Source organism: Vibrio cincinnatiensis DSM 19608, from assembly GCF_900167345.1.
Taxonomy (GTDB): domain Bacteria; phylum Pseudomonadota; class Gammaproteobacteria; order Enterobacterales; family Vibrionaceae; genus Vibrio; species Vibrio cincinnatiensis.
This window is the reverse complement of the sequence record NZ_FUXB01000004.1, coordinates 66,557-89,951: the sequence shown is the minus strand read 5'-3', so window position 1 is coordinate 89,951 and position 23,395 is coordinate 66,557. Positions and strand designations below refer to the sequence as shown.

Sequence of the window (23,395 nt, the reverse complement as noted above, 5' to 3'; positions counted from 1 at the left end):
AGGTAAAGAGCGAGGTATTGACCTCGCTCTTTTCTTTATCCAACAAATATTAGGAACTTATTCACGTTCATGGAGTGGTTGGAAATTTCTTAGCTTCTGCCCCGTATAAAGCTGACGTGGACGACCAATTCGGTTATCTGGGTCACTGTGCATTTCATTCCAGTGAGCAATCCAACCAATGGTGCGAGACATAGCAAAGATCACGGTAAACATTGAAATGGGGATACCAATGGCTTTCAAAATGATACCTGAATAGAAATCTACGTTAGGGTAGAGTTTCTTCTCAATAAAATATTCATCTGAAAGTGCGATGCGTTCTAGTTCCATTGCCACATCCAAGAGTGGATCTTGAATATTGAGTTCTTTCAATACTTCATGGCACGCCTCACGCATCACGGTCGCACGAGGGTCGTAGTTTTTATACACTCGATGCCCAAAGCCCATTAAACGGAATGGATCATCTTTATCTTTTGCTCGTTCAACATATTCTGGGATCTTATCGACAGAGCCGATTTCTTCCAGCATACGTAGGCAAGCTTCGTTTGCTCCACCGTGAGCAGGCCCCCACAATGATGCGATACCTGCGGCAATACAAGCAAAGGGGTTGGCTCCTGATGAACCAGCCAAGCGTACGGTTGAGGTTGAGGCGTTTTGTTCGTGATCGGCATGTAAGGTAAAGATTTTATCCATGGCACGAGCAACAATAGGGTTAACTTCATATTCTTCACATGGATTGGCAAACATCATGTGGAGGAAGTTTTCCGCGTAAGTCAGATCATTACGTGGATAGATAAAGGGTTGGCCGATGGAATACTTGTAGCACATTGCTGCGAGAGTGGGCATTTTAGATAACAAGCGATAAGCTGCAATCTCTCGGTGTGTATCATTGTTGATATCAAGTGAATCGTGGTAGAAAGCCGCAAGTGCTCCTACAACCCCACACATGACAGCCATGGGGTGCGCATCACGACGGAATCCATGAAAGAAACTCGCAATTTGTTCATGAACCATGGTGTGGCGAGTGACGGTCTTCTTAAACTCATCATACTGTTGTCGGGTAGGGGCTTCGCCATAAAGCAGGATGTAACAAACTTCTAGATAATCTGCGTTATTGGCTAATTGATCGATGGAGTAACCTCGATGCAAGAGAACACCTTTATTACCATCAATATACGTGATTTGAGATTCACAAGATGCCGTGGCAAGAAAACCCGGGTCAAAGGTAAAGTAGCCATTCGAACCTAACTGACGAACATCGATCACTTGAGGGCCCATAGTCCCATCCATGATCGGCAGTTCGATCGGCGCTTTTCCTTCAATGTGAAGGGTTGCTTTCTTATCTGCCATAACAATCTCCTTTGTTTATTATTTAATCCGTCCAGGATGTTTGTGTGTCATTCTTGTACGTCTGATCTCATTTAAAGTCAATTTTTCTCCTCTGTTGTGTGCACTTACTTTGATTTTTTATACAGATAAAGTTAAAAATCTGTTCTGTGTAGCAAAAATTGTTACATCATTTGTTGTATAATGTTGCCAGCCGAATATCGGCGTAGCAAAATTTAGTGAAAACCTCATAAAATCAATATAAAAAAATAAACACGAAGTAATCATTGAGTTTTATTTTTTAACCCTTATTTTACATTTTTATTATGATAATTCTGGTGAATATGTTGAATAAATAGAGTGGATTTTATCGGTTTATCACTAAATTTCATTCATAACTATAAATGCTTCAATTAGAGCTGAGTGAGCAAGCCCGTGAAAGAAAGAAAGTTAAGACCTGTTAATCTAGATTTGCAGACCATAAGCTTTCCGATCACTGCAATCGCTTCTATCCTCCACCGAGTGGCGGGGGTTATTACGTTTGTCGCGGTCGGTATTTTGTTATGGTTATTATCCCTCTCCTTATCCTCACCGGTTGGATTTATGGAGGCGAGTGAAATCGTCAGTGGTTTCTTCGTTAAATTTATCTTATGGGGCATCTTGACTGCGTTGGCCTACCATATTATTGGTGGAATTCGTCATCTGATCATGGATCTGGGTTATTTCGAAGAGCTTGATACAGGTTCAATGACGGCCAAAGTGTCATTTGCCATTACTGTTGTTTTATCGTTATTGGTGGGGGTGTGGTTATGGTAAAGCATGTCTCTTCATTCGGTCGTAATGGGGTTCATGATTTTTTATTACTCCGCGCGACAGCGATCATTTTAACCTTGTATACCATATATATGGTGAGCTTTGTTATGTTCACCGATATTACATACCTATCTTGGACGCAATTCTTTGGTAGCACGTCAACTAAAGTGTTTACTATGTTGGCACTCGTTTGCATTCTTATCCACGGCTGGATTGGTTTATGGCAAGTACTCACTGACTATGTTAAGTGCTCGAAGCTGCGAGGTGCATTGCAGCTTATCGTTATCACGGCCTTATTTGGGTACTTTTTCTCTGGACTATTTGTATTGTGGGGTGTGTAAGTGACTATTCCTGTTCGTGAATTTGATGCTGTTGTCATCGGCGCAGGTGGTGCAGGTATGCGTGCTGCACTACAAATTTCAGAGCAAGGTTTAACCTGTGCTTTGCTTTCGAAAGTTTTTCCAACTCGCTCTCATACCGTCTCGGCTCAAGGTGGTATTACGGTTGCTTTGGGAAATTCCCATAAAGATAACTGGCAGTGGCATATGTATGACACGGTGAAAGGTTCAGATTACATTGGCGACCAAAACGCTATTGAGTATATGTGTAAAAATGGGCCTGAATCTGTTATTGAGCTAGAACGTATGGGGCTGCCTTTTTCTCGTTTTGAAGATGGCACCATTTATCAACGCCCCTTTGGTGGGCAATCTAAAGAATTTGGTGGTGAACAAGCTGCGCGTACGGCGGCGGCGGCTGACCGTACTGGCCATGCTTTATTACATACGCTTTACCAACAAAACATTAAACATAAAACCACGATTTTCTCAGAATGGTATGCACTTGATTTAGTGAAAAACCAAGATGGAGCCGTACTCGGTTGTACTGCGTTATGCATGGAAACCGGAGAAATTTGTTACTTCAAATCCAAAGCTACTATCTTAGCTACAGGTGGGGCTGGGCGCATTTATGCCTCAACAACCAACGCACACATTAATACTGGTGATGGGGTTGGAATGGCACTGCGAGCGGGTGTTCCGATGCAAGATATGGAAATGTGGCAGTTCCATCCCACAGGCATTGCAGGTGCGGGGGTTCTGGTTACAGAAGGTTGTCGTGGTGAAGGCGGTTACCTACTCAATAAAGATGGTGAGCGTTTTATGGAGCGTTATGCTCCAAATGCGAAAGACCTCGCTGGCCGTGATGTGGTGGCTCGTTCAATGATGATCGAAATTCGTGAAGGCCGTGGCTGTGATGGTCCATGGGGTCCACACCTTAAGTTGAAACTTGATCACTTAGGTAAAGAGGTGTTGGAGTCTCGTCTGCCTGGCATTTGTGAGCTTTCACGTACCTTTGCACACGTTGACCCTGTTAAAGAGCCGATTCCAGTTATCCCAACCTGCCATTATATGATGGGTGGTGTTCCGACTCAGGTTTCTGGGCAAGCATTAAAACAAGATGCATCAGGTAAGGATCTCGAGATTCAAGGCTTATTTGCTTGTGGTGAAATCGCCTCAGTTTCTGTTCATGGTGCAAACCGTTTAGGGGGGAACTCACTGCTTGATCTTGTGGTGTTTGGTCGTGCAACCGGGTTACACCTAGGCGAAACATTGGCTGCCCAAGCTGAAGCTCGCCCTGCGACTCAATCAGACATTGAAGCTTCTTTGGCCCGTACTATGCGTTGGGAAAATAGCACCAGTGGTGAAGATCCTGTACAAATCCGTAAAGATCTCCAACGTTGTATGCAAAACAGCTTCTCAGTATTCCGAGAAGGGGAAGCCATGGCAACAGGGCTTGAAGAGCTAAAAGTGATTCGTGAACGTCTAAAAGACGCTCATTTGGCCGATAAATCTAAAGAGTTTAATACACAGCGTATTGAATGTTTAGAACTCGACAACTTGATGGAAACGGCATTTTCGACGGCAGTAGCAGCAAACTATCGTACCGAGAGCCGAGGCGCTCATGCTCGTTTTGACTACCCTGATCGTGATGATGCAAACTGGTTGTGTCACTCTATTTATAATCCGGAAACTGAACAAATGAGCAAGCGTGACGTGAACATGTCACCCGTTCATCGTGAAGCTTTCCCACCTAAAATTCGTACATACTAAGGGAGGAATAACGAATGAAACTGAACTTCTCTTTGTATCGCTACAATCCGGATGTCGATAAAAAGCCTTATATGAAAGACTATCTACTTGAAGTCGAAGATGGCTCGGATATGATGGTGTTGGACGCGCTGATTTTATTGAAAGAACAAGATCCAACGATTGCGTTTCGTCGTTCATGCCGTGAAGGAGTATGTGGCTCTGATGGTTTAAATATGAACGGTAAAAATGGTTTGGCCTGTATTACACCGTTATCTGCCTTGAAAGGGGGTAAAATCGTCATTCGACCTTTACCTGGTTTACCGGTAGTACGTGATTTGATCGTTGACATGACACAGTTCTACGATAATTACGCGAAAGTGAAGCCGTTTTTGATCTCTGAAGGTGAATTGCCGCCATCACGTGAACATTTACAGTTACCAGAAGAGCGTGAGCATCTTGATGGTCTGTATGAATGTATTATGTGTGCTTGCTGTTCTACTTCTTGCGCTTCTTTCTGGTGGAACCCGGATAAATTTATTGGTCCTGCTGGTTTGTTAGCCGCTTACCGTTGGCTAATTGATAGCCGAGATACTGCAACAGATGAGCGCTTGTCAAATCTTGATGATGCATTTAGCGTTTTTCGTTGCCATGGCATCATGAATTGTGTAAGTGTTTGTCCTAAGGGACTAAACCCAACGAAAGCGATAGGCCATATTAAGTCCATGTTGGTCAATCGTTCGGTTTAGATGATAAAAATTGCAGGCCCTTAGGGCCTGCCTTTATAGCTCGGCGTAAGACCGCAGCAAACGTGAAAACTACTGGTTAAGGGAAAAGAATGCACAACGGCGTGATGAAGGCATGGCTCGAGTCTTCACACTTGGCTGGCGCCAATGCAACGTATGTAGAAGATCTCTACGAACTGTATCTAAGTGATCCCGACCTGGTAAGTGAGGAGTGGAAACGTGTTTTTGAAGGTTTGCCTGCGCAACCTGATCATGTGGTTGAACAACCACACTCACGTATCCGTGATTACTTCCGGCGACTCGCTCAAGAAACGAAGCATTACAATGTCCAAGTTAGTGATCCTGAAGTCGATGCAAAGCAAGTAAAAGTTCTGCAGCTAATCAATGCGTACCGCTTCCGCGGGCATGAAGCAGCTCAACTTGACCCCCTAGGTTTATGGAAACGCCCTCCCGTGGCGGAATTAGCTCCTTCCTTCCATAACCTGACTGATGATGATATGGAAGAAACGTTCAACGTGGGTTCTTTTGCCGTTGGCGCAGATACCATGAAGTTGAAAGATATCTACCATTCTCTGAATAAGATTTACTGTGGCTCGGTTGGTGCAGAATACATGCATATGACGGATACAGAGCAAAAGCGTTGGATTCAACAGCGTTTGGAGCCTGTATTAGGTGAGCCTAGCTTTACGCTGGACGAGAAACGAACCTTCCTTGATGAACTGACCGCTGCCGAAGGGTTGGAGCGTTATCTCGGTGCGAAATTCCCAGGTGCTAAGCGTTTTTCCTTGGAAGGAGGAGATGCCTTAATTCCAATGACCAAAGAGCTTATTCGTCATGCCGGTAAGAGTGGTATGCGAGAAGTGGTGATCGGTATGGCTCACCGTGGTCGTTTGAATATGTTGGTCAACGTTTTAGGAAAAAAACCGCAAGGCTTATTTGATGAGTTTGCTGGTAAGCACGATGAAACTTGGGGTACTGGTGATGTGAAATATCACCAAGGTTTTTCGGCTGATTTCGCCACAGAAGGCGGAAATGTTCATCTTGCTTTGGCTTTTAACCCTTCACATTTAGAGATTGTTAACCCTGTAGTGATGGGCTCGGTGCGAGCTCGTCAGGATCGTTTAGGCGATTCCGAAGGGAGTCGAGTTCTACCAATTACCATTCATGGCGATTCAGCGGTTGCGGGTCAAGGGGTGGTTGCAGAAACCTTTAACATGTCACAGGCTCGTGGTTATTGTGTCGGTGGAACGGTTCGAATTGTTATCAACAACCAAGTTGGATTTACCACATCAAACCCTCGAGATACACGTTCAACGATGTACTGTACTGATATTGCCAAGATGGTACAGGCTCCGATTTTTCACGTAAATTCTGATGATCCTGAAGCGGTTGCTTTTGTGACTCGAATGGCATTGGATTATCGTAATGAATTCAAACGTGATGTCGTGATTGAGTTGGTGTGTTATCGCCGTCATGGCCATAACGAAGCCGATGAACCGAATGCGACTCAACCTTTGATGTACCAGAAAATCAAGAAGCATCCGACACCTCGCAAGCTTTATGCTGATGTTTTAATTGAGCGTGGTGAAAGCGATATAGAAACCGCCACTCAAATGGTGAATGAATACCGCGATGCTTTGGATCATGGTGAAGTAGTGGTTAAAGAATGGCGACCAATGACGATGCACTCGGTGGATTGGTCTCCTTATATTGGACATGATTGGAACACCGCTTGGGATAATGAATTTTCATTAGAACGTTTACAAGAACTAGGCCAGAAAATTTGCCAATACCCCGAAAGCCATAAGTTGCAAAGTCGAGTTGAAAAAATCTACCACGATCGAATGTCCATGGTATCGGGTGAGAAAATGCTCGATTGGGGGATGGCTGAAACATTAGCATATGCCACGTTAGTGGATGATGGTCAACGTATTCGCATCTCAGGGCAAGATTCAGGGCGTGGAACCTTCTTCCACCGCCATTCGGTCTTACACAACCAATCTGATGCAAGTACCTACATCCCATTGGCGAATGTTCATGATAAGCAAGGGCCTTTTGAAGTCATAGACTCAGTGCTGTCTGAAGAAGCCGTTTTAGCTTTTGAATATGGTTATGCTACGGCTGAGCCTGGTGGATTAACGATTTGGGAAGCTCAGTTTGGTGACTTTGCCAACGGTGCTCAAGTCGTGATTGACCAATTTATTTCATCAGGTGAACAAAAGTGGGGGCGTTTGTGTGGTTTGACTATGCTGCTTCCTCATGGATATGAAGGCCAAGGCCCAGAGCACTCCTCAGCTCGTCTTGAGCGATATTTACAGCTTTGCGCTGAACAAAATATGCAAGTGGTGGTTCCATCAACACCGGCACAGGTCTATCACATGTTGCGCCGTCAGGTAGTGCGTAAAATGCGTCGACCTCTAGTGGTCATGTCACCTAAGTCTCTGCTGCGTCATCCGTTATGTATATCGAGTATGGAAGATCTGGCTCAAGGGACTTTCTTACCGGCTATTGGTGAGGTGGATAACCTTGACCCTGCGAAAGTGAAACGAGTCGTTTTCTGTTCAGGTAAAGTGTATTACGACTTATTGGAGCAGCGCCGTAATCATGCGCAAGAGGACGTGGCGATTATTCGTATTGAGCAGCTTTACCCTTTCCCATTGGAGGAAGTTCAAGCGGTAATCGCGCAGTATACGAATGTAGTGGATTATGTCTGGTGTCAGGAAGAACCTCAAAACCAAGGGGCTTGGTACTGTAGTCAGCATAATTTTCGAGCGGCGATTCCTACCGGCGCGGATCTTAAATATGCCGGTCGCCCAGCTTCGGCATCACCAGCCGTCGGTTATATGTCGGTACATATGAAACAGCAGAAAGCGTTGGTAGAAGACGCTCTGACCCTAGCTTAAGAACTAGAAGTAAAAGGAAGAGACAGATTATGACAGTTGAAATTCTGGTTCCAGATTTACCTGAATCAGTCGCAGACGCAACGGTAGCGACATGGCACAAGCAACCGGGAGACGTCGTCGCTCGTGATGAAGTGATCGTCGAGATCGAAACGGATAAAGTGGTGTTAGAAGTTCCAGCTCCTGAAGAAGGTATTTTGGAAGCTATTTTGGAACAAGAAGGTGCGACCGTTTTGTCTAAGCAACTCTTAGCTCGGCTTAAACCGGGTGCGGTTGCAGGTGAACCAACACAAGATAGTACGGCAGCGACGGAACCATCTCCCGATAAACGTCACAAAGCCGTTCTCACCGAAGAAACGAATGATGCATTAAGCCCAGCGGTTCGTCGTTTATTAGCCGAGCACAGTTTAGAGGCTTCGCAAGTGAAAGGCTCCGGTGTCGGTGGCCGCATTACTCGAGAAGATGTTGAAGCTTACTTAGCGGCGAATAAAACTCAACCTGAGGTTGAACAAACGGCTATTGCAGCCCCTGTAGCTGCACGTAGTGAAAAACGTGTTCCGATGACCCGCTTGCGTAAGCGTATTGCTGAGCGTTTGCTCGAAGCCAAAAATAGCACAGCGATGTTGACGACATTTAATGAAGTCAATATGAAGCCTATTATGGAACTGCGTAAACAGTATCAAGATCTGTTTGAGAAGAAGCATGGCATTCGCTTAGGTTTCATGTCTTTCTACGTTAAAGCCGTGACAGAAGCGCTTAAGCGTTACCCTGAAGTCAACGCTTCGCTTGATGGGGATGATATTGTGTACCACAATTTCTTCGACATCAGTATTGCTGTCTCAACGCCGCGTGGTTTAGTCACTCCTGTATTGCGAGACAGTGATACGTTGGGCTTGGCTCAGATCGAGAAAGGCATTAAAGATTTGGCGGAGAAAGGCCGCGATGGTAAGTTGACCGTAGATGAATTGATTGGTGGAAACTTTACCATTACTAATGGCGGCGTTTTCGGTTCTCTAATGTCAACACCTATCATTAACCCACCGCAAGCTGCGATTTTAGGAATGCATAAAATCCAAGATCGAGCCATGGTGGTGGATGGTCAGATTGAAATCTTACCAATGATGTATTTGGCATTATCTTATGATCACCGCTTGATTGATGGTCGAGAATCCGTAGGCTTCCTCGTCACGGTGAAAGAGTTACTGGAAGATCCAGCACGCCTATTATTGGATGTATAAAATTTAGACGTGATGAACGTTTAAGTACGGGGCCGGATCTGCTCAACATCCGGCCTAATTTATCAGCCATTAGCTACTCATTGAGAGTATCCCTACAGACGTACAGCCCAACAAAGTATTAGGCTATATGGAATAAAAATATACAAATGGAATAACATAATGAATTTGCATGAATATCAAGCCAAACAGCTGTTTGCAGAATTCGGTTTGCCTGTCCCAGAAGGTTATGCTTGCGATACTCCACAGGAAGCTTTTGAAGCTGCTGGGCGTATTAGCACCGTTAAGAAAGTCGTGAAATGCCAGGTTCATGCTGGTGGTCGCGGTAAAGCGGGTGGTGTAGAACTGCATGAAAGTAAAGATAGTATTAAAGAATTTGCTCAAAAGTGGTTAGGGAAAAACCTAGTTACTTACCAGACGGATGCGAATGGACAACCAGTGTCAAAAATCTTGGTTGAAGAAGCGTCCAACATTGCCAATGAGCTCTATCTGGGAGCCGTAGTTGACCGTGCCACCCGTCGAATCGTTTTTATGGCTTCGACTGAAGGTGGCGTAGAAATTGAGAAAGTAGCAGAAGAAACACCAGAGCTTATCCACAAAGCTGCGATTGATCCCCTTGTTGGACCTCAGGCTTATCAAGGCCGAGAACTCGCATTTAAACTTGGTTTAAACGGCGATCAAATTAAACAGTTTGTGAAAATCTTCATGGGATTAGGGCAGATGTTTACGCAGTATGATCTTGCTCTCTTAGAAATTAACCCGCTTGTGGTGACAGCAGAAGGTAACCTACTGTGTTTAGACGGTAAAATTAATATCGATTCAAACGCTTTGTATCGCCAACCTAAATTACGTGAGATGCATGACCCTTCTCAGGAAGATGCGCGTGAAGCCCATGCAGCGCAATGGGAGCTTAACTATGTTGCCCTTGATGGTAATGTGGGTTGCATGGTTAATGGTGCCGGTCTTGCTATGGGTACTATGGATATTGTCAATCTACATGGTGGCAAGCCTGCCAACTTCTTAGATGTGGGTGGTGGTGCGACGAAAGAACGTGTTGCTGAAGCATTTAAAATTATCTTATCTGACGATAATGTAAAAGCGGTTCTGGTTAATATTTTCGGCGGAATCGTGCGTTGTGACATGATTGCGGAAGGGATCATCGGTGCTGTAAAAGAAGTCGGTGTGGAAGTCCCAGTGGTGGTTCGCCTAGAAGGAACCAATGCGGAACTTGGCCGTGAAGTGTTAGCGAAATCGGGTTTAGATATCATTGCCGCTGAGTCGTTGACAGACGCAGCGAAGAAAGTGGTTGCTGCTGCGGAGGGCAAATAATAATGTCAGTATTAATTAACAAAGACACCAAAGTTATTTGTCAGGGCTTTACTGGTGGTCAAGGAACTTTCCACTCTGAACAATCTATCGCTTATGGCACTCAGATGGTGGGGGGCGTATCTCCCGGTAAAGGTGGAACGACCCATCTAGGTTTACCCGTCTTTAATACCGTTCGTGAAGCCGTCGAAGCGACAGGGGCGACAGCATCGGTTATTTATGTACCTGCGCCATTTTGTAAAGATGCGATTTTAGAAGCGATTGATGCTGGCATCCAGCTTATTGTCACCATTACTGAGGGCATTCCAACCACTGACATGATCGACGTAAAAGTGAAGTTGGAAGAAACGGGTGTACGCATGATTGGTCCAAACTGTCCGGGAGTGATTACTCCGGATGAGTGTAAAATCGGCATTATGCCTGGTCACATTCATAAGAAAGGTAAGGTCGGTATCGTATCTCGTTCTGGAACCCTTACATACGAAGCGGTGAAACAAACCACGGATGAAGGTTTTGGTCAGTCTAGCTGTGTGGGGATTGGCGGCGACCCTATCCCAGGTTCGAACTTTATTGATATTTTAAAACTGTTCCAAGAAGATCCTGAAACCGAAGCTATTGTGATGATTGGTGAAATTGGTGGAACCGCTGAAGAAGAAGCAGCTGCCTTCATTAAAGAGAATGTGACTAAGCCAGTTGTTTCATATATTGCAGGTGTAACCGCGCCTCCGGGTAAACGAATGGGGCACGCGGGAGCGATTATTTCTGGTGGGAAAGGCACGGCAGATGAAAAATTTGCAGCGCTAGAATCCGCCGGAGTAAAAACTGTGAAAAGCCTAGCTGATATAGGTCAAGCCTTACGTGAAGTGACAGGCTGGTAAGTCTTTATCGTGATGGATAAAAAGAGCCACCAGATATCGGTGGCTCTTTTTCATGTGTTAACGTTGTTTAATCCATTGGCTTAGCATAAACATCATCGTTGCACTGACGACAACAGAAGGGCCTGCCGGGGTATCAAATTGCCAAGAAAAAGAAAGCCCTGTCAGTACACAAATAATGCCAATTGAAGAGGCAATCAGTGCCATCTGCTCTGGTGTTTTGGCGACACGTCTGGATGTTGCTGCGGGAATGATCATCAAAGATGTCATGATTAACGCACCCACAAACTTCATGCCAACTGCAATAACCACGCCAATCAACAACATTAGGATCAAGCGCATTAACTCAATGTTGACCCCTTCAACACTTGCCAACTCTTCATTGACACTGCTGGACAGCAAAGGTCGCCAAAAGAGATAAACCAATCCACTTACCGCAATGACACCACTCCAGATAAACCAGAGATCCATAGGGCTAACTGCGAGGAGATCACCAAATAAGTAGCTCATGAGATCAATTCGTACATTATCGAGAAAACTGACCGCAATCAGGCCAAGTGATAGAGAACTGTGAGCTAAAATGCCGAGTAATGTATCGGTCGCAATCAGTTTTTGTCTTTGCATGGTGACTAAAATAATAGCAAGCCCCAAGCAGCAGATGAGTAAGGCAAAGTAGAGATTAATGTCGAGCAAAAAACCAAGAGCAAGACCAAGTAAGGAGGCATGTGCGAGAGTATCGCCAAAATAAGCCATTCGACGCCAAACAACAAAAGAGCCCAAAGGCCCTGCAATAATAGCGATTCCGATTCCGGCAGCAATAGAAGGCAATAAAAACTCAATCATGGTGATGGTGACCGTGTGAATGGTGAGAACAAATTTGAGCATCTCCTTTAACAGGTTGACCCGCTAAATCGTGATGGTGTTGGTGATTATGCTGATAGAAAGCCAGAGTCTCTCGGCTGCGATGACCAAATAATGCCAAATAGCTGGGATGCTGAGAAATATCAGCAGGAGAGCCTGAGCAACAAATATGGTGATGCAAACAGATGACTTCATCCGTTTTTGCCATCACTAAGTGTAAGTCATGGGAAACCATAAATACGGCACAATGAAAACGAAGACGAATCGCATCAATCAGATCATAAAGGTCGATTTGCCCTTGTACATCGACCCCTTGGGCTGGTTCATCTAATACTAAAACATCGGGGCGTTGTAGTAGTGCGCGTGCAAGAAGCACCCGTTGATTTTCACCACCCGATAATTTATGCATATCACTGTGATTAAGGTGTTCAGCGCCGACTAAGAGTAGTGATTCATTGATCTCTTGCGGACTGTACTTACCTGCAAGGCGAAGAAAGCGATTAACTGTTAATGGCAGCGTATCATTGAGTTTGAGTTTTTGGGGGACATACCCAATTTTGATATTCTCCCCTCGGGAGATGGAACCGGAATCTTGCGGATGTAGCCCGAGTAATACCCGGACTAACGTGGATTTTCCTGCCCCATTAGGGCCGATTAATGTTGTGATTTTGCCGCGAGAGAGCGACAGATTGACCTTGTCTAAAACTCGGCGCTGATTGAAATCAACACAGATGTCATGCAATTCAATTAGCGTTGACATGAAAGAAACTCATTTGCAATTAAGTGATGTTATAATGTAACATTTCGAATCTACGAACGCTACCAGCAGGAAATTATATCATGCTATCGAGATTGACACTGATCGCTATGCTAACCACATTACCTTCAATGGTGTTGGCCAGCGATATTTTGACCAGTATAAAACCCATTCAGATGATCACTTATGAACTGACAGCTCAAGTAAGCACACCTGATGTTCTTGTTGCTGCGAATGCTTCGCCGCACGATTATGCGCTTCGTCCGTCAGATGTAAAGCGGATTCGTCAGGCTGACCTCGTGATTTGGTTTGGGCCTGATCTCGAACCTTTTCTAGCTAAATCATTAAGTCAACACAGCAATGTATTGACCTTGAGTGCTATTCCCAATTTAGCTTTGCGTTCATATGGAGATGACCATTCTCATGCTCATGATGGTCACGATCATGGTACTCATGACCCTCATTTCTGGCTTGGAATTGAACAAGTCAAAACCGTCGCGCAAGCAATTGTACAGCGATTGATTGATACTGACCCAAAGCATAGTAAGCTTTACCAAGCGAATTTAGTCCAATTTTTAGCAAAATTAGAGACGACAGATAGCAAGATTACCCAAAAACTGGCCTCGATAAAAACTAAGCCTTACTATGTGTTCCATGATGCTTATGCTTATTTTGAAGAACGGTATGGGCTTAATAATATCGGGCACTTTACCGTAAGCCCAGAACGGAAACCGGGAGCCAAAACACTGATTAGTATCCGCCGAGATTTAGCGAATAACCAAGCCAAGTGTGTTTTTTCAGAGCCGCAATTTCAACCCGCTGTGATTGAAACGGTGGTACGAGGTAGCCAAGCTCATATTGGTGTTTTAGACCCATTAGGTTCCTCTATCCCAGTACAAACGGGGAGCTATTTTACTTTTCTTGATCAGTTAGCAGAGAGCTTTTACGCTTGTTTATCTCAGTGACTGAACGAGGTCATTAAATGGCCCAGTCTGAAGATAGCCGGATCTGATTCTAAACAGAAATAATAACAATCGTGTTCTGATGTACTCATCCGGATACGATTGTTTCAAATGAGAATCGTATCTGTTGTCCATTATTCTAATGGCTGAATGTCGAGTTTATACTTTGGTCGTGTTGACCTATTGGATACTCTATCAATTAAACCTCTATAAACCGCATCACATATTCCTTCATCATTTCTATCTAATTGAGTTCTTTTCGATAAAATACTCTACAGTTGCTCATCCGCCACTCTATTCACCCTAAGACATGAACGATAATACGATTCATTGGAATCAAGACTCGATGGTTTACTTCATCCCGAGTATGATTTAATTCGCTATAGAAAATAACTGGCTTTCTGTCACTCATCGAGGTAAGGGGATTAGGGTGTTTTTTCTATCGGGTAAAGGAAATATTTTGTATCGTATATTATTCGCTATCTTCTTGATGGTTGGAGTTTCACCTCTATCAGCACAAACATTAGATCAGACATCGTCGATATTTTATCCTTTACCGGCCTTTTTACAGGGCAAAGTGTTTGTCGCCAAACAGCTTTTTTTAGGAGATGAAGGCGGGATTTGGATCCATGATATTCATGGCAAGGTGGTCTTCTTTGATGGGCAAACCATTTTGCCAAGGCGAGGGTCTGTCTTACCAAAACCTTATCAGGAATTAGTCTATCAGCAAGGGGCATTTTGGACCTTTATTGACAACGAACTTTATCGCACTTATCCGGGAGGAGAACCGGATCTGATTCTGAGTTTAACGCCCGGCGTCGTGATTAAAAATATTGGTGCATCCAATGGTTACCTTTGGTTAACCGATAATCGTTTTTTCTATTCTTATCATCTCGAAGATGGCGAATTACGAACCCTTTCTTTAAGTAAACTTTACCAACTCAATCAAGCCAGTAACATCATCATTAATGATGCGGTGAATGTTCGAAATAAATGGGTTTTAGCGACAAACGTTGGAACCTATTTATCCAAACAGAATCAATTTACCCACATTACTCAATCAGGGAAGAATGCGATAGAAAGCTTATTTCTTTCTTCACTAAGAAACCATCTATTGGTGGGAACTCACCACGGTGCTTTGGTTATTGATATTGAACACCCTGATCAAGTGGTGAAAAAAATCGGAAACTCTACCGTTTTTAGCATGATTGAAACGGAGGAAGCTTACTGGATAGGGACCGACAATGGGCTATTGATTTATTCATTAAGCCAAGATGACATCACGGAGTTTTCTGGCATAAAGCCCACTGAATATGGGTTACCAGGTGGGAAAATTTATGCTCTTGTTAACGATCAACGTGGTGGTATCTGGATAGCAACCAATAAAGGTATTCGATATTTCTCACTTTTTAGTCAAAAGCTAACTCGTCATTTTACCGATAACGCCGCTCAAGATGGCATCGTGTCTAGCGTTAAAAAATTACAACCTCTGCTGGGTTCAAGTCACTATTTAATGCTTACCCATACAGGGCTTTTTTTGTTGGATATGCAAAATGACAAAATGAAAACACTGATCTATCAAGGGGAAGTGAATGATGTCCAGCAAATAGGCCAACAACTTTGGATTGCGACAGATCATGGGGTGGTTCGCCATGAGCTTTCTAACTCACCGTTACCTTTGTCCCCGATCCCCAGTCGGTTACCCCATAATAAGACTGAGTTTTTAACGGCAGATCAACAAGGTACGTTATGGGGAGCTTCTGGTGACCAGCTTTGGGCTTATCAGACACAGAGAAATCATTATGTCGATTTTAGCCAAGAGTGGCAGTTCTTTCACCATTCACCACTCACCATCACTTGGTTGCATGCTAGTCAAAAATATGGGTTGCTGATTGGTACGGAACAAGGGGTTTATCGATTAGATAACGATCAAATCACCTACTACAAAGAGAGTGCTCCTTATGGTAGCAGCCTACAAGTGGTTGAAGCAACGAATGGTACGCTTTGGTTTCTGAGTGAATTTGGTCTTTTTCGTTTCCATTCTCTTAATCATCCGGCAATCGCCCTTCCTCTGGTAGAAGATAACCTTCGTTTGAAGTGTTTATTACTGACCTCTCAAGGGCTGTGGCTGTCATCATCCCAAGGGATCACGCTTTATCACTTTGATGGCTCAATTCAGAAACAGATTGGTGCCCCTTATGGGCTAATCAATAATGAATTAGAAACGGGGATTTGTGCTGCCAGTGGAGGGCGAGGCCAAGAAACTCTGCTTTTTTCCTCTGCACACGGGCTTATTTATATGCAAGCCGAAGAGATAGCGGATACCCCCCTTCCGAACGCTCCTATTGTATTGAGTCAAGTGAGTATCGATTATCAACCGACTCATATTGGTGGGCTTTCTCAACAAAAACTAGAAGTGGATTATGGCAAGGCAATCAGCTTTCATTTTGGTTCAGCATCACTCACTGGTAATCAACGTCTTGAATTTCGAATTAATCATGATGATTGGCAGCCGTTCGAAGGGCCTCATCTTACCTTAGATCACCTTTTCCCTGGTGAGTATCGCTTGTCATTACGTAACCAGAATGAACCGACACAGAGATTTACTTGGGGATTTCATGTTCTGAAACCTTGGTATTTCTCTTTATTGGCATGTATAGGCTATTTACTTATTTTGACGATTTTGATGGTGTTATTTATCCGTTGGCGAGCTCGGGTGATGATTCGTCTTAATGAAGATTTACGCCAGCAAGTGGCATTAAAAACACGTCAAGCCCAGCAACAAAGTAAAATTCTGATTAGCCATAATCAACAGTTACGTAAGCAAATGCAGATTCGTCAGTTATGGATTGACCATTGGTTAGCCAAGAGTCGGTCATTATTAACGCTACTGATAGAAGAGGCCATCACCAAGAAAAGTAATGCACTGTTACCATTAGCTCAGAGGCTTACGACACAGTTTAAGCAAATCAGCCTGTTAAATGAGGGCAAAGTTTCTCGTGGTATTAATCAGCCGTTAAAACTGGTACTGGATACCGTACTTGAAGGTTGGAAGCCTGAATTTGAACGGCTTGGGGTTAAAGTTGTCTGCGATTTTCCTGATCGGCTTCCGGATATTTGTCTTAAACAATCGGGTCTTGATGCTATTTTTAACGCTATTTTTTCCGATGCGCTAGAGCGTCTTCATCCACATCAGAGGTTGTCGATTACAGGGAGGCAACAGAAAGAGTGGGTTGTGGTGACCATAACAGACTGTGCAGAATCGACTGAGCGATTCGATTGGCAGATGGTGACGTTTGATGATGATGGAGCTCTGACCTTCCCTGAGGCGGTTGATTTAACCGGAGGAGAGTTCAACTATTTTTCTTCCTCTGAACGTAATTTGATTGAACTGAAATGGCCTGCTTATGTTCAACCTACGGCGGATGCTGCTGTGGATATTCATTATGCACCAGATCTTTCCGAATCTCATTGGTTGGCGAAGTTGGAGAAAATCATAGCGACTCATTATGCAGACCCCGACTTTACGACTTCTACTGCCGCCTCACAAATGTTCGTATCTGAACGCAGCCTACAACGCCGATTTAAACAGGCGACCGGAAAAACATTTAAAGAGTACTTAACAGAATATCGTTTGGATCAAGCGTGTCGCTTATTAATGAGTGGAGAGAAAATTTCTCAGGTTGCCTTTCTCTGTGGCTTTAATGACCCCTCTTATTTTAGTCAGCGCTTTAAGCTGCATTTTGGATTATCTCCATCACAGTTTACTGAAGATGAGATTTCATCCTCCTCACATTGAGCCGATTCCCTCAGATTGAATAGCGATGGATTTTTATTATGGTGTCAATTGAACGTAAGGTTTCAGGCCAGAATGAAGAGAGGGATGAAAACAATAGAAAAAAAAGATCGTGGCATAGCCGGGGGGACTATACCACGGGTGTCAATGACACCTTCGCTTGCTGCCGGAGTGATATGGACAGTGTCATATCACCTCTGGAATTCTATCGGTAGGGATAAACCCCGTTGATGAAAAGACTATACTTAAAGCTACTTATTTCACGTATAAAATTAACGACAATGTAACCTGATAAAACCGCCATTCTTGATGTTTGTTTCTATCTCTTTGTTTTCTATTTAAATTTTATTCTTTTATCTTGTCGGGCGAAAGTTTTATCCCTACCACGATGGATAGGGATAAATTCTTTGACGTTTTTAACGAATCTGTTTTAGCGAAAGTAACGAGCTAATTTGTGGGATCTTTGATTTCACACAATGATTCATACGTTTTTAAAGCGTATCATTTAACTAAGAAATAGAAATCCTTCTCATTTACAATACAGTTTGCGTGGCAACCAATGAAACTATCTGAATTGAAAGCAGGTGAGTCTGGCCTCATCGTGGCGTTGAATGAATTGTCGATAGATATTCGTAAAAAACTAATGGTAATGGGGTTGTTACCAAATACCCAAGTTACCCTTATTCGTCGAGCTCCTATGGGAGACCCTCTTCAGATTGAAGTTAGAGGCGTTTCTATTGCGATGCGGGAAAGTATTGCCGCAGCGGTGGAAGTGGAGAAAGCATAATGGAATATCAAATTTTAACTGTCGGAAACCCCAATAGCGGTAAAACAACGCTGTTTAACGGCTTAACTGGTGCTAAGCAACAGGTTGGAAACTGGGCAGGGGTGACCGTTGAAAAGAAAACGGGCCACTATCGTCATTCTGGTGATGAGTTTCGGGTAACAGATTTACCGGGTATTTATGCCCTAGACAGTGGTAATGATAGCAATAGTATTGATGAGTCGATAGCGTCTCGTGCGGTGCTCACTCACCCTGCTGATTTAATCATTAACGTGGTTGATGTAACTTGCCTAGAACGTAGCCTGTATATGACGCTACAACTGCGTGAGCTAGGGCGTCCAATGGTGGTCGTTCTAAATAAAATGGATGCACTGAAGCGTGTGCGCCAAAGTATTGATATCAAAAAATTGGAGCAGCTGCTGGGTTGTCCTGTTTTAGCGTTGTCTGCAAATAACAAACATCAGGTACGTCGTTTTAAAGAGCGATTGCATAAAAGGGTTGTGCAAGGTATTGCGCTTAAACAGTTAGAACTCGATTATGGCATGGCGTTTGAACAGGCCATTTCACAGTTAGAGCCCATTTTTGCTGGGCAGGAAGTGTCCGCTCGTGCTTTAGCCATTCGAGCGTTAGAGAATGATTTATTAGTGCTCAATGAGCGTATGGAAGAAGAGCGCCATCGGATTCATAGTGAACAGCTGAAATGTGAACTGGATATTGATTTACTTGTTGCCGATGTGAAATACACATTTTTACATCATTGTTGTCAACAAGTTCGTCGGAGTGAAGGGAAACTAAGCCACACTTTTACCGAAAAAGTGGATCAGGTCATTTTAAACAAATGGGTAGGAATTCCCTTCTTTTTCGCTGTTATGTATTTAATGTTTATGTTCTCTATCAATATTGGTAGTGCTTTTATCGATTTCTTTGATATTGGTGTTGGGGCATTATTGGTTGATGGCGGCCATTATCTGCTTGATGATCATCTTCCTCTTTGGTTGGTGACTCTACTGGCTGATGGTTTGGGGGGGGGGATTCAAACGGTCGCAACGTTTATTCCAGTCATTGCCTGTCTGTATATTTTCCTTGCTCTACTCGAAAGCTCTGGCTATATGTCGCGTGCTGCATTTGTGCTTGATAAAGTAATGCAGAAGATAGGCTTACCAGGCAAAGCATTTGTTCCATTAGTTCTTGGATTTGGCTGTAATGTGCCAGCTATTATGGCCACTCGGACGCTGGATCAAGAGCGTGAGCGAAAACTGGCGGCATCGATGGCACCTTTTATGTCATGTGGCGCTCGATTACCTGTCTATGCACTTTTTGCGGCGGCTTTTTTTCCAGACAATGGACAAAATATCGTATTTATTCTGTATCTCTTAGGCATCGCTGCGGCAGTCTTTACTGGATGGGTATTAAAGAAAACCTTATACCCCGGCTCAAGCGATAGTTTATTAATGGAAATGCCTGATTATGAACTGCCGACTTTACAAAATGTGTTGATCAAAACATGGCAAAAATTAAAGCGCTTTGTCTTAGGAGCAGGGAAGACCATCGTTATTGTGGTTACCATTTTGAGCTTCTTTAATTCTTTAGGTACAGATGGCAGTTTTGGTAATGAAGATAGCGACCAATCTGTCTTATCCAGTGCGGCTCAAGTTGTCACACCGATATTTGCTCCTATTGGTATTAATCAGGATAACTGGCCAGCAACGGTTGGTATTATTACTGGAATTTTTGCCAAAGAAGCCGTTGTTGGTACGCTTAATAATCTTTATACCTCTGTTGAAGAGGAAGAAGAGGCGTTTGATTTACTCGCCAGTTTGCAAGAGGCGGTGATGTCTATTCCTGAAAATTTAATGGGTCTCAATTTTGCAGATCCGTTAGGTATTGAAGTGGGTGACCTTACGGATAATGAGGCAATTGCTGAAGATCAAGAGGTAGATGCTTCAATTTTCGGTAATTTACAAAGCTATTTTGTGAGTAGTTATGCCGCATTTTCTTATTTGATCTTTATTTTGCTATATACACCTTGTGTCGCGGCGATGGGTGCTTATGTGCGTGAGTTTGGTGCGAAATACGCTCGTTTCATTGCTGTATGGACAATGGGGCTCGCTTATGGAGCCGCTGCTCTATTTTATCAAGCCGCGCATTTTAATGATCACCCCGTGAGTAGTGGTGGTTGGATTTTGGGAATTGTGTTGACGTCTGTTTTGGTGTTCCACTACATGAAACGTCTGGGGCGTAAACATCAGACACTTGAGGTACAATTGGCATGATTTTATCTGAGCTAAAGCAGGCGATTGAACAACAAGGGTCGGCAACCCGTAAAGATCTCGCTAAACGTTTTGCTCTGAGTGAAGATGGTGTCGATGCAATGCTTGCCATATGGATCAAAAAAGGAGTGATTTCACGTTTGATTGATACCAATGCGGCGAATTACGTGACTCGAGTTCGGTATTGTTTAAATCGTGAGAATAGCTTGTCATTAACCGTCACCATGTAATGTCATGGTTTACTTTACTAAAAAGAGTCGCCATATGCGGCTCTTTTTATATTAGAGGTCAAGAATCAGCGTTAATGGTGGGAATAATGGTATCGGTTTATCCCTCGGAAGAGAACAGCGTACTCAGTGATAAAATATTACGTAACTTCTGTAGCATCTCTTGTTGATCTTTATCGCTACGTTGCACACCTTCCGTATTGCCCCATAAGGGCCCAGGCCAAGCACAGTCAGTGGTAAAGCGAGCTATGTGATGAATATGCAGCTGGGGAACGATATTACCTAAAGCCCCTAAATTAAGTTTATCTGGCTGAAATAAAGCTTCGAGAGCTTGGCTGACAGCCTGTGATTCAAGTAAAAATTGCTGTTGATCTTGCATTGGTAGGTGGTGAAGTTCTTTGAGTGGGCTTTTTTTAGGTACTAGGATAACCCAAGGCACCGCCGCATCTTTATGAAGTAAGGCTAAGCAGAGAGGAAATTGCCCAATCATATCGGTATCTTGGGCTAGCTGAGGGTGAAGTTCAAAGTGCATATCTCAAATCCATCATATTTCAATGATGAGATTATATCGCTAATAGGGAAAGAGATCCGCAACAGAGCGTAGGGGAATAGAGAGAAAAAAGGTTGGCGTAGCGGCCAACCTTTTTGACATGAGATAATGTTAAGGTTACATCCGTTCTAGCGTATGAATTCCTAAAAGATCCAAACCTTGCTTAATGGTTTTCGCTGTAAGGGCGGCTAATTTTAAACGGCTCTGCTTGATGGATTCTTCACTCGCCACCAAAATTGGACACGCTTCATAGAAACTGGAGAATTGACCAGCCAACTCGAATAAGTAGCTACACATAATGTGTGGTTGGCCCTCACGAGCAACGGCTTGAACCGCTTCTTCGAACTGAAGCAATTTAGCGATCAAGGCTTTTTCCTTTTCTTCACTTACGATGATTTCACCATTCAGGTTTTCCATCGCCACGCCTGCTTTGGCAAAAATAGAGGCTACGCGAGTATAAGCATATTGCATATAAGGTGCAGTATTGCCTTCAAAGGCGAGCATGTTATCCCAATCAAAGATGTAATCCGTGGTGCGGTGTTTTGACAAGTCGGCGTACTTCACGGCTGCCATCGCCACCGTTGTTGAGATTTGAGCTTTTTCTTCATTAGAAAGCTCTGGATTTTTCGCTTCAATTAAAGCTAATGCACGATCTTCTGCTTCATCTAAAAGAGCGGCGAGTCGAACAGTACCACCTGTACGGGTTTTAAATGGACGGCCATCTTTACCTAACATCATCCCAAAGGCGTGGTGCTCTAGGCTGACGGCTTCAGGGATATAACCCGCTTTACGAACGATGGTCCAAGCTTGCATCAAGTGCTGATGCTGACGTGAATCAATGAAATATAAAACGCGATCAGCCCCTAATTGTTCATAACGATACTTTGCACAAGCAATATCGGTGGTGGTGTAGAGGAAACCGCCATCGCGTTTTTGGATAATGACGCCCATCGGTTCGCCATCTTTATTTTTAAATTCATCCAAAAAGACCACTTGTGCGCCATCGTCTTCTTGCGCTAGGCCTTTTTGCTTAAGGTCGGCAACAATACCAGCCAGCATATCGTTGTACATGCTTTCTCCCATCACATCATTTCGAGTGAGGGAAACATTGAGGCGATCATAATTGCGCTGGTTCTGGATCATGGTCACATCGACCAATTTTTTCCACATTTCTAAGCAAAAAGCATCACCACTTTGTAGTTTAACCACGTAGTTACGTGCTTTTTCTGCAAAGGTTTCATCTTCATCGTATAGCTTTTTCGATTCACGGTAGAAGGCTTCGAGATCCGCCAATTCCATGGAGACTTCACCCGATTGCTGCTGCACTCTTTCAAGGTTGGCGATAAGCATACCAAACTGCGTGCCCCAGTCACCAATGTGGTTAGCGCGGATCACTTTATGGCCTAAGAATTCAAGAGTACGGACGACCGCATCTCCAATAATGGTTGAGCGTAAGTGTCCAACGTGCATTTCTTTGGCAACGTTGGGGGCTGAATAGTCAACAACGATGGTTTGCGGAGTTTCTTTGGCAACACCCAAAGCCGCATCCGCTAAAGCAAGTTCTGCTTGCTGTGCTAGAAATGACTCACATAGAAAAATGTTAATAAAACCTGGGCCAGCAATTTCAGTTTTGCTCGCAATACCGTCTAAATCGAGAACATCCAGAACTTTTTGTGCGAACTCTCGTGGGTTCATGCCCAGTTTTTTGGCGGCACCCATTACGCCATTTGCTTGATAGTCGCCAAATTGTGGTTTAGCGGATTGGCGTACCGCAGCAGGTGTCCCTGCTGGCGCACCAGCGGCTTCAAGAGCCTGAGAGACTTTATCATTAATCAGTGCTTGAATATTCACACGTGTGTCCTTCAATTCCGAGAATTGGTGAGGTA

Annotated in this window: 18 protein-coding genes; 13 read left to right on the top strand and 5 right to left on the bottom strand. The window is 43.8% G+C overall.

Going from position 1 to position 23,395, the window contains the following annotated elements; genetic code table 11:
• Nucleotides 1-57: 57 nt before the first annotated feature.
• On the bottom strand, nt 58-1,347 hold the full coding sequence (locus tag B5D54_RS04560) for a citrate synthase (protein ID WP_078925300.1): 1,290 nt from the start codon (nt 1,345-1,347) through the stop codon (nt 58-60).
• Between the two features lie 399 nt (nt 1,348-1,746).
• Between B5D54_RS04560 and sdhC the strand changes: the two genes are divergently transcribed.
• From sdhC to sucD, 8 genes are all read left to right on the top strand, one after another.
• Nucleotides 1,747-2,139, top strand: a complete 393-nt coding sequence (gene sdhC, locus B5D54_RS04555; protein WP_078925299.1) for a succinate dehydrogenase cytochrome b556 subunit — start codon at nt 1,747-1,749, stop codon at nt 2,137-2,139.
• Nucleotides 2,133-2,477, top strand: coding sequence for a succinate dehydrogenase, hydrophobic membrane anchor protein (sdhD, locus tag B5D54_RS04550; protein WP_078925298.1), 345 nt, complete (start codon nt 2,133-2,135; stop codon nt 2,475-2,477). The genes sdhC and sdhD overlap by 7 nt, the downstream gene beginning before the upstream one ends.
• Nucleotides 2,478-4,244 carry a succinate dehydrogenase flavoprotein subunit gene (sdhA, locus tag B5D54_RS04545; RefSeq protein ID WP_078925297.1) on the top strand — a complete coding sequence of 589 codons (1,767 nt, stop codon included), beginning with the start codon at nt 2,478-2,480 and terminating at the stop codon, nt 4,242-4,244. It abuts the gene before it with no gap.
• 14 nt (nt 4,245-4,258) lie between these two features.
• Complete coding sequence (locus B5D54_RS04540) at nt 4,259-4,969, top strand: succinate dehydrogenase iron-sulfur subunit (protein ID WP_078925296.1); 711 nt, start codon at nt 4,259-4,261, stop codon at nt 4,967-4,969.
• An 89-nt stretch (nt 4,970-5,058) separates the two neighbouring features.
• Nucleotides 5,059-7,869: a 2-oxoglutarate dehydrogenase E1 component gene (sucA, locus tag B5D54_RS04535; protein ID WP_078925295.1), complete on the top strand. Its 2,811-nt coding sequence runs from the start codon at nt 5,059-5,061 to the stop codon at nt 7,867-7,869.
• A 29-nt stretch (nt 7,870-7,898) separates the two neighbouring features.
• Nucleotides 7,899-9,104 carry a 2-oxoglutarate dehydrogenase complex dihydrolipoyllysine-residue succinyltransferase gene (gene odhB, locus B5D54_RS04530; protein ID WP_078925294.1) on the top strand — a complete coding sequence of 402 codons (1,206 nt, stop codon included), beginning with the start codon at nt 7,899-7,901 and terminating at the stop codon, nt 9,102-9,104.
• 159 nt (nt 9,105-9,263) lie between these two features.
• Nucleotides 9,264-10,430, top strand: a complete 1,167-nt coding sequence (gene sucC / locus B5D54_RS04525) for an ADP-forming succinate--CoA ligase subunit beta (protein ID WP_078925293.1) — start codon at nt 9,264-9,266, stop codon at nt 10,428-10,430.
• 2 nt (nt 10,431-10,432) lie between these two features.
• Entirely contained in the window at nt 10,433-11,305 is an 873-nt protein-coding gene (gene sucD, locus B5D54_RS04520; RefSeq protein WP_078925292.1) for a succinate--CoA ligase subunit alpha, read from the top strand.
• A 57-nt stretch (nt 11,306-11,362) separates the two neighbouring features.
• Here sucD and znuB read toward each other — a convergent pair whose 3' ends face one another.
• A complete protein-coding gene (gene znuB, locus B5D54_RS04515) occupies nt 11,363-12,145 on the bottom strand; it encodes a zinc ABC transporter permease subunit ZnuB (RefSeq protein WP_078925531.1) in 783 nt (260 codons plus the stop codon).
• Nucleotides 12,138-12,923 carry a zinc ABC transporter ATP-binding protein ZnuC gene (znuC, locus tag B5D54_RS04510; protein ID WP_078925291.1) on the bottom strand — a complete coding sequence of 262 codons (786 nt, stop codon included), beginning with the start codon at nt 12,921-12,923 and terminating at the stop codon, nt 12,138-12,140. Before znuC ends, znuB begins: the two co-directional genes overlap by 8 nt.
• A gap of 80 nt (nt 12,924-13,003) precedes the next feature.
• On the opposite strand from znuC, the gene znuA reads away from it, so the two are divergent.
• The 5 genes from znuA to B5D54_RS04485 all read left to right on the top strand — a co-directional run bounded on the left by znuA (nt 13,004) and on the right by B5D54_RS04485 (nt 20,962).
• Nucleotides 13,004-13,885: a zinc ABC transporter substrate-binding protein ZnuA gene (znuA, locus tag B5D54_RS04505; protein WP_078925290.1), complete on the top strand. Its 882-nt coding sequence runs from the start codon at nt 13,004-13,006 to the stop codon at nt 13,883-13,885.
• 457 nt (nt 13,886-14,342) lie between these two features.
• Entirely contained in the window at nt 14,343-17,681 is a 3,339-nt protein-coding gene (locus tag B5D54_RS04500) for an AraC family transcriptional regulator (RefSeq protein ID WP_078925289.1), read from the top strand.
• Nucleotides 17,682-18,237: 556 nt separating this feature from the next.
• Nucleotides 18,238-18,465, top strand: coding sequence for a FeoA family protein (locus tag B5D54_RS04495; protein ID WP_078925288.1), 228 nt, complete (start codon nt 18,238-18,240; stop codon nt 18,463-18,465).
• Complete coding sequence (gene feoB, locus B5D54_RS04490; RefSeq protein WP_078925287.1) at nt 18,465-20,735, top strand: Fe(2+) transporter permease subunit FeoB; 2,271 nt, start codon at nt 18,465-18,467, stop codon at nt 20,733-20,735. Before B5D54_RS04495 ends, feoB begins: the two co-directional genes overlap by 1 nt.
• The gene (locus B5D54_RS04485; protein WP_078925286.1) at nt 20,732-20,962 is read left to right on the top strand and encodes a FeoC-like transcriptional regulator; all 231 of its coding nucleotides are present in this window, start codon (nt 20,732-20,734) and stop codon (nt 20,960-20,962) included. Before feoB ends, B5D54_RS04485 begins: the two co-directional genes overlap by 4 nt.
• A 97-nt stretch (nt 20,963-21,059) precedes the next feature.
• On the opposite strand, the gene B5D54_RS04480 is transcribed toward B5D54_RS04485, so the two are convergent.
• Together B5D54_RS04480 and argS are read right to left on the bottom strand one after the other, a co-directional pair.
• Complete coding sequence (locus B5D54_RS04480; RefSeq protein ID WP_078925285.1) at nt 21,060-21,491, bottom strand: HIT family protein; 432 nt, start codon at nt 21,489-21,491, stop codon at nt 21,060-21,062.
• A gap of 135 nt (nt 21,492-21,626) precedes the next feature.
• Complete coding sequence (gene argS / locus B5D54_RS04475; RefSeq protein ID WP_078925284.1) at nt 21,627-23,360, bottom strand: arginine--tRNA ligase; 1,734 nt, start codon at nt 23,358-23,360, stop codon at nt 21,627-21,629.
• Between the last annotated feature and the right edge of the window lie 35 nt (nt 23,361-23,395).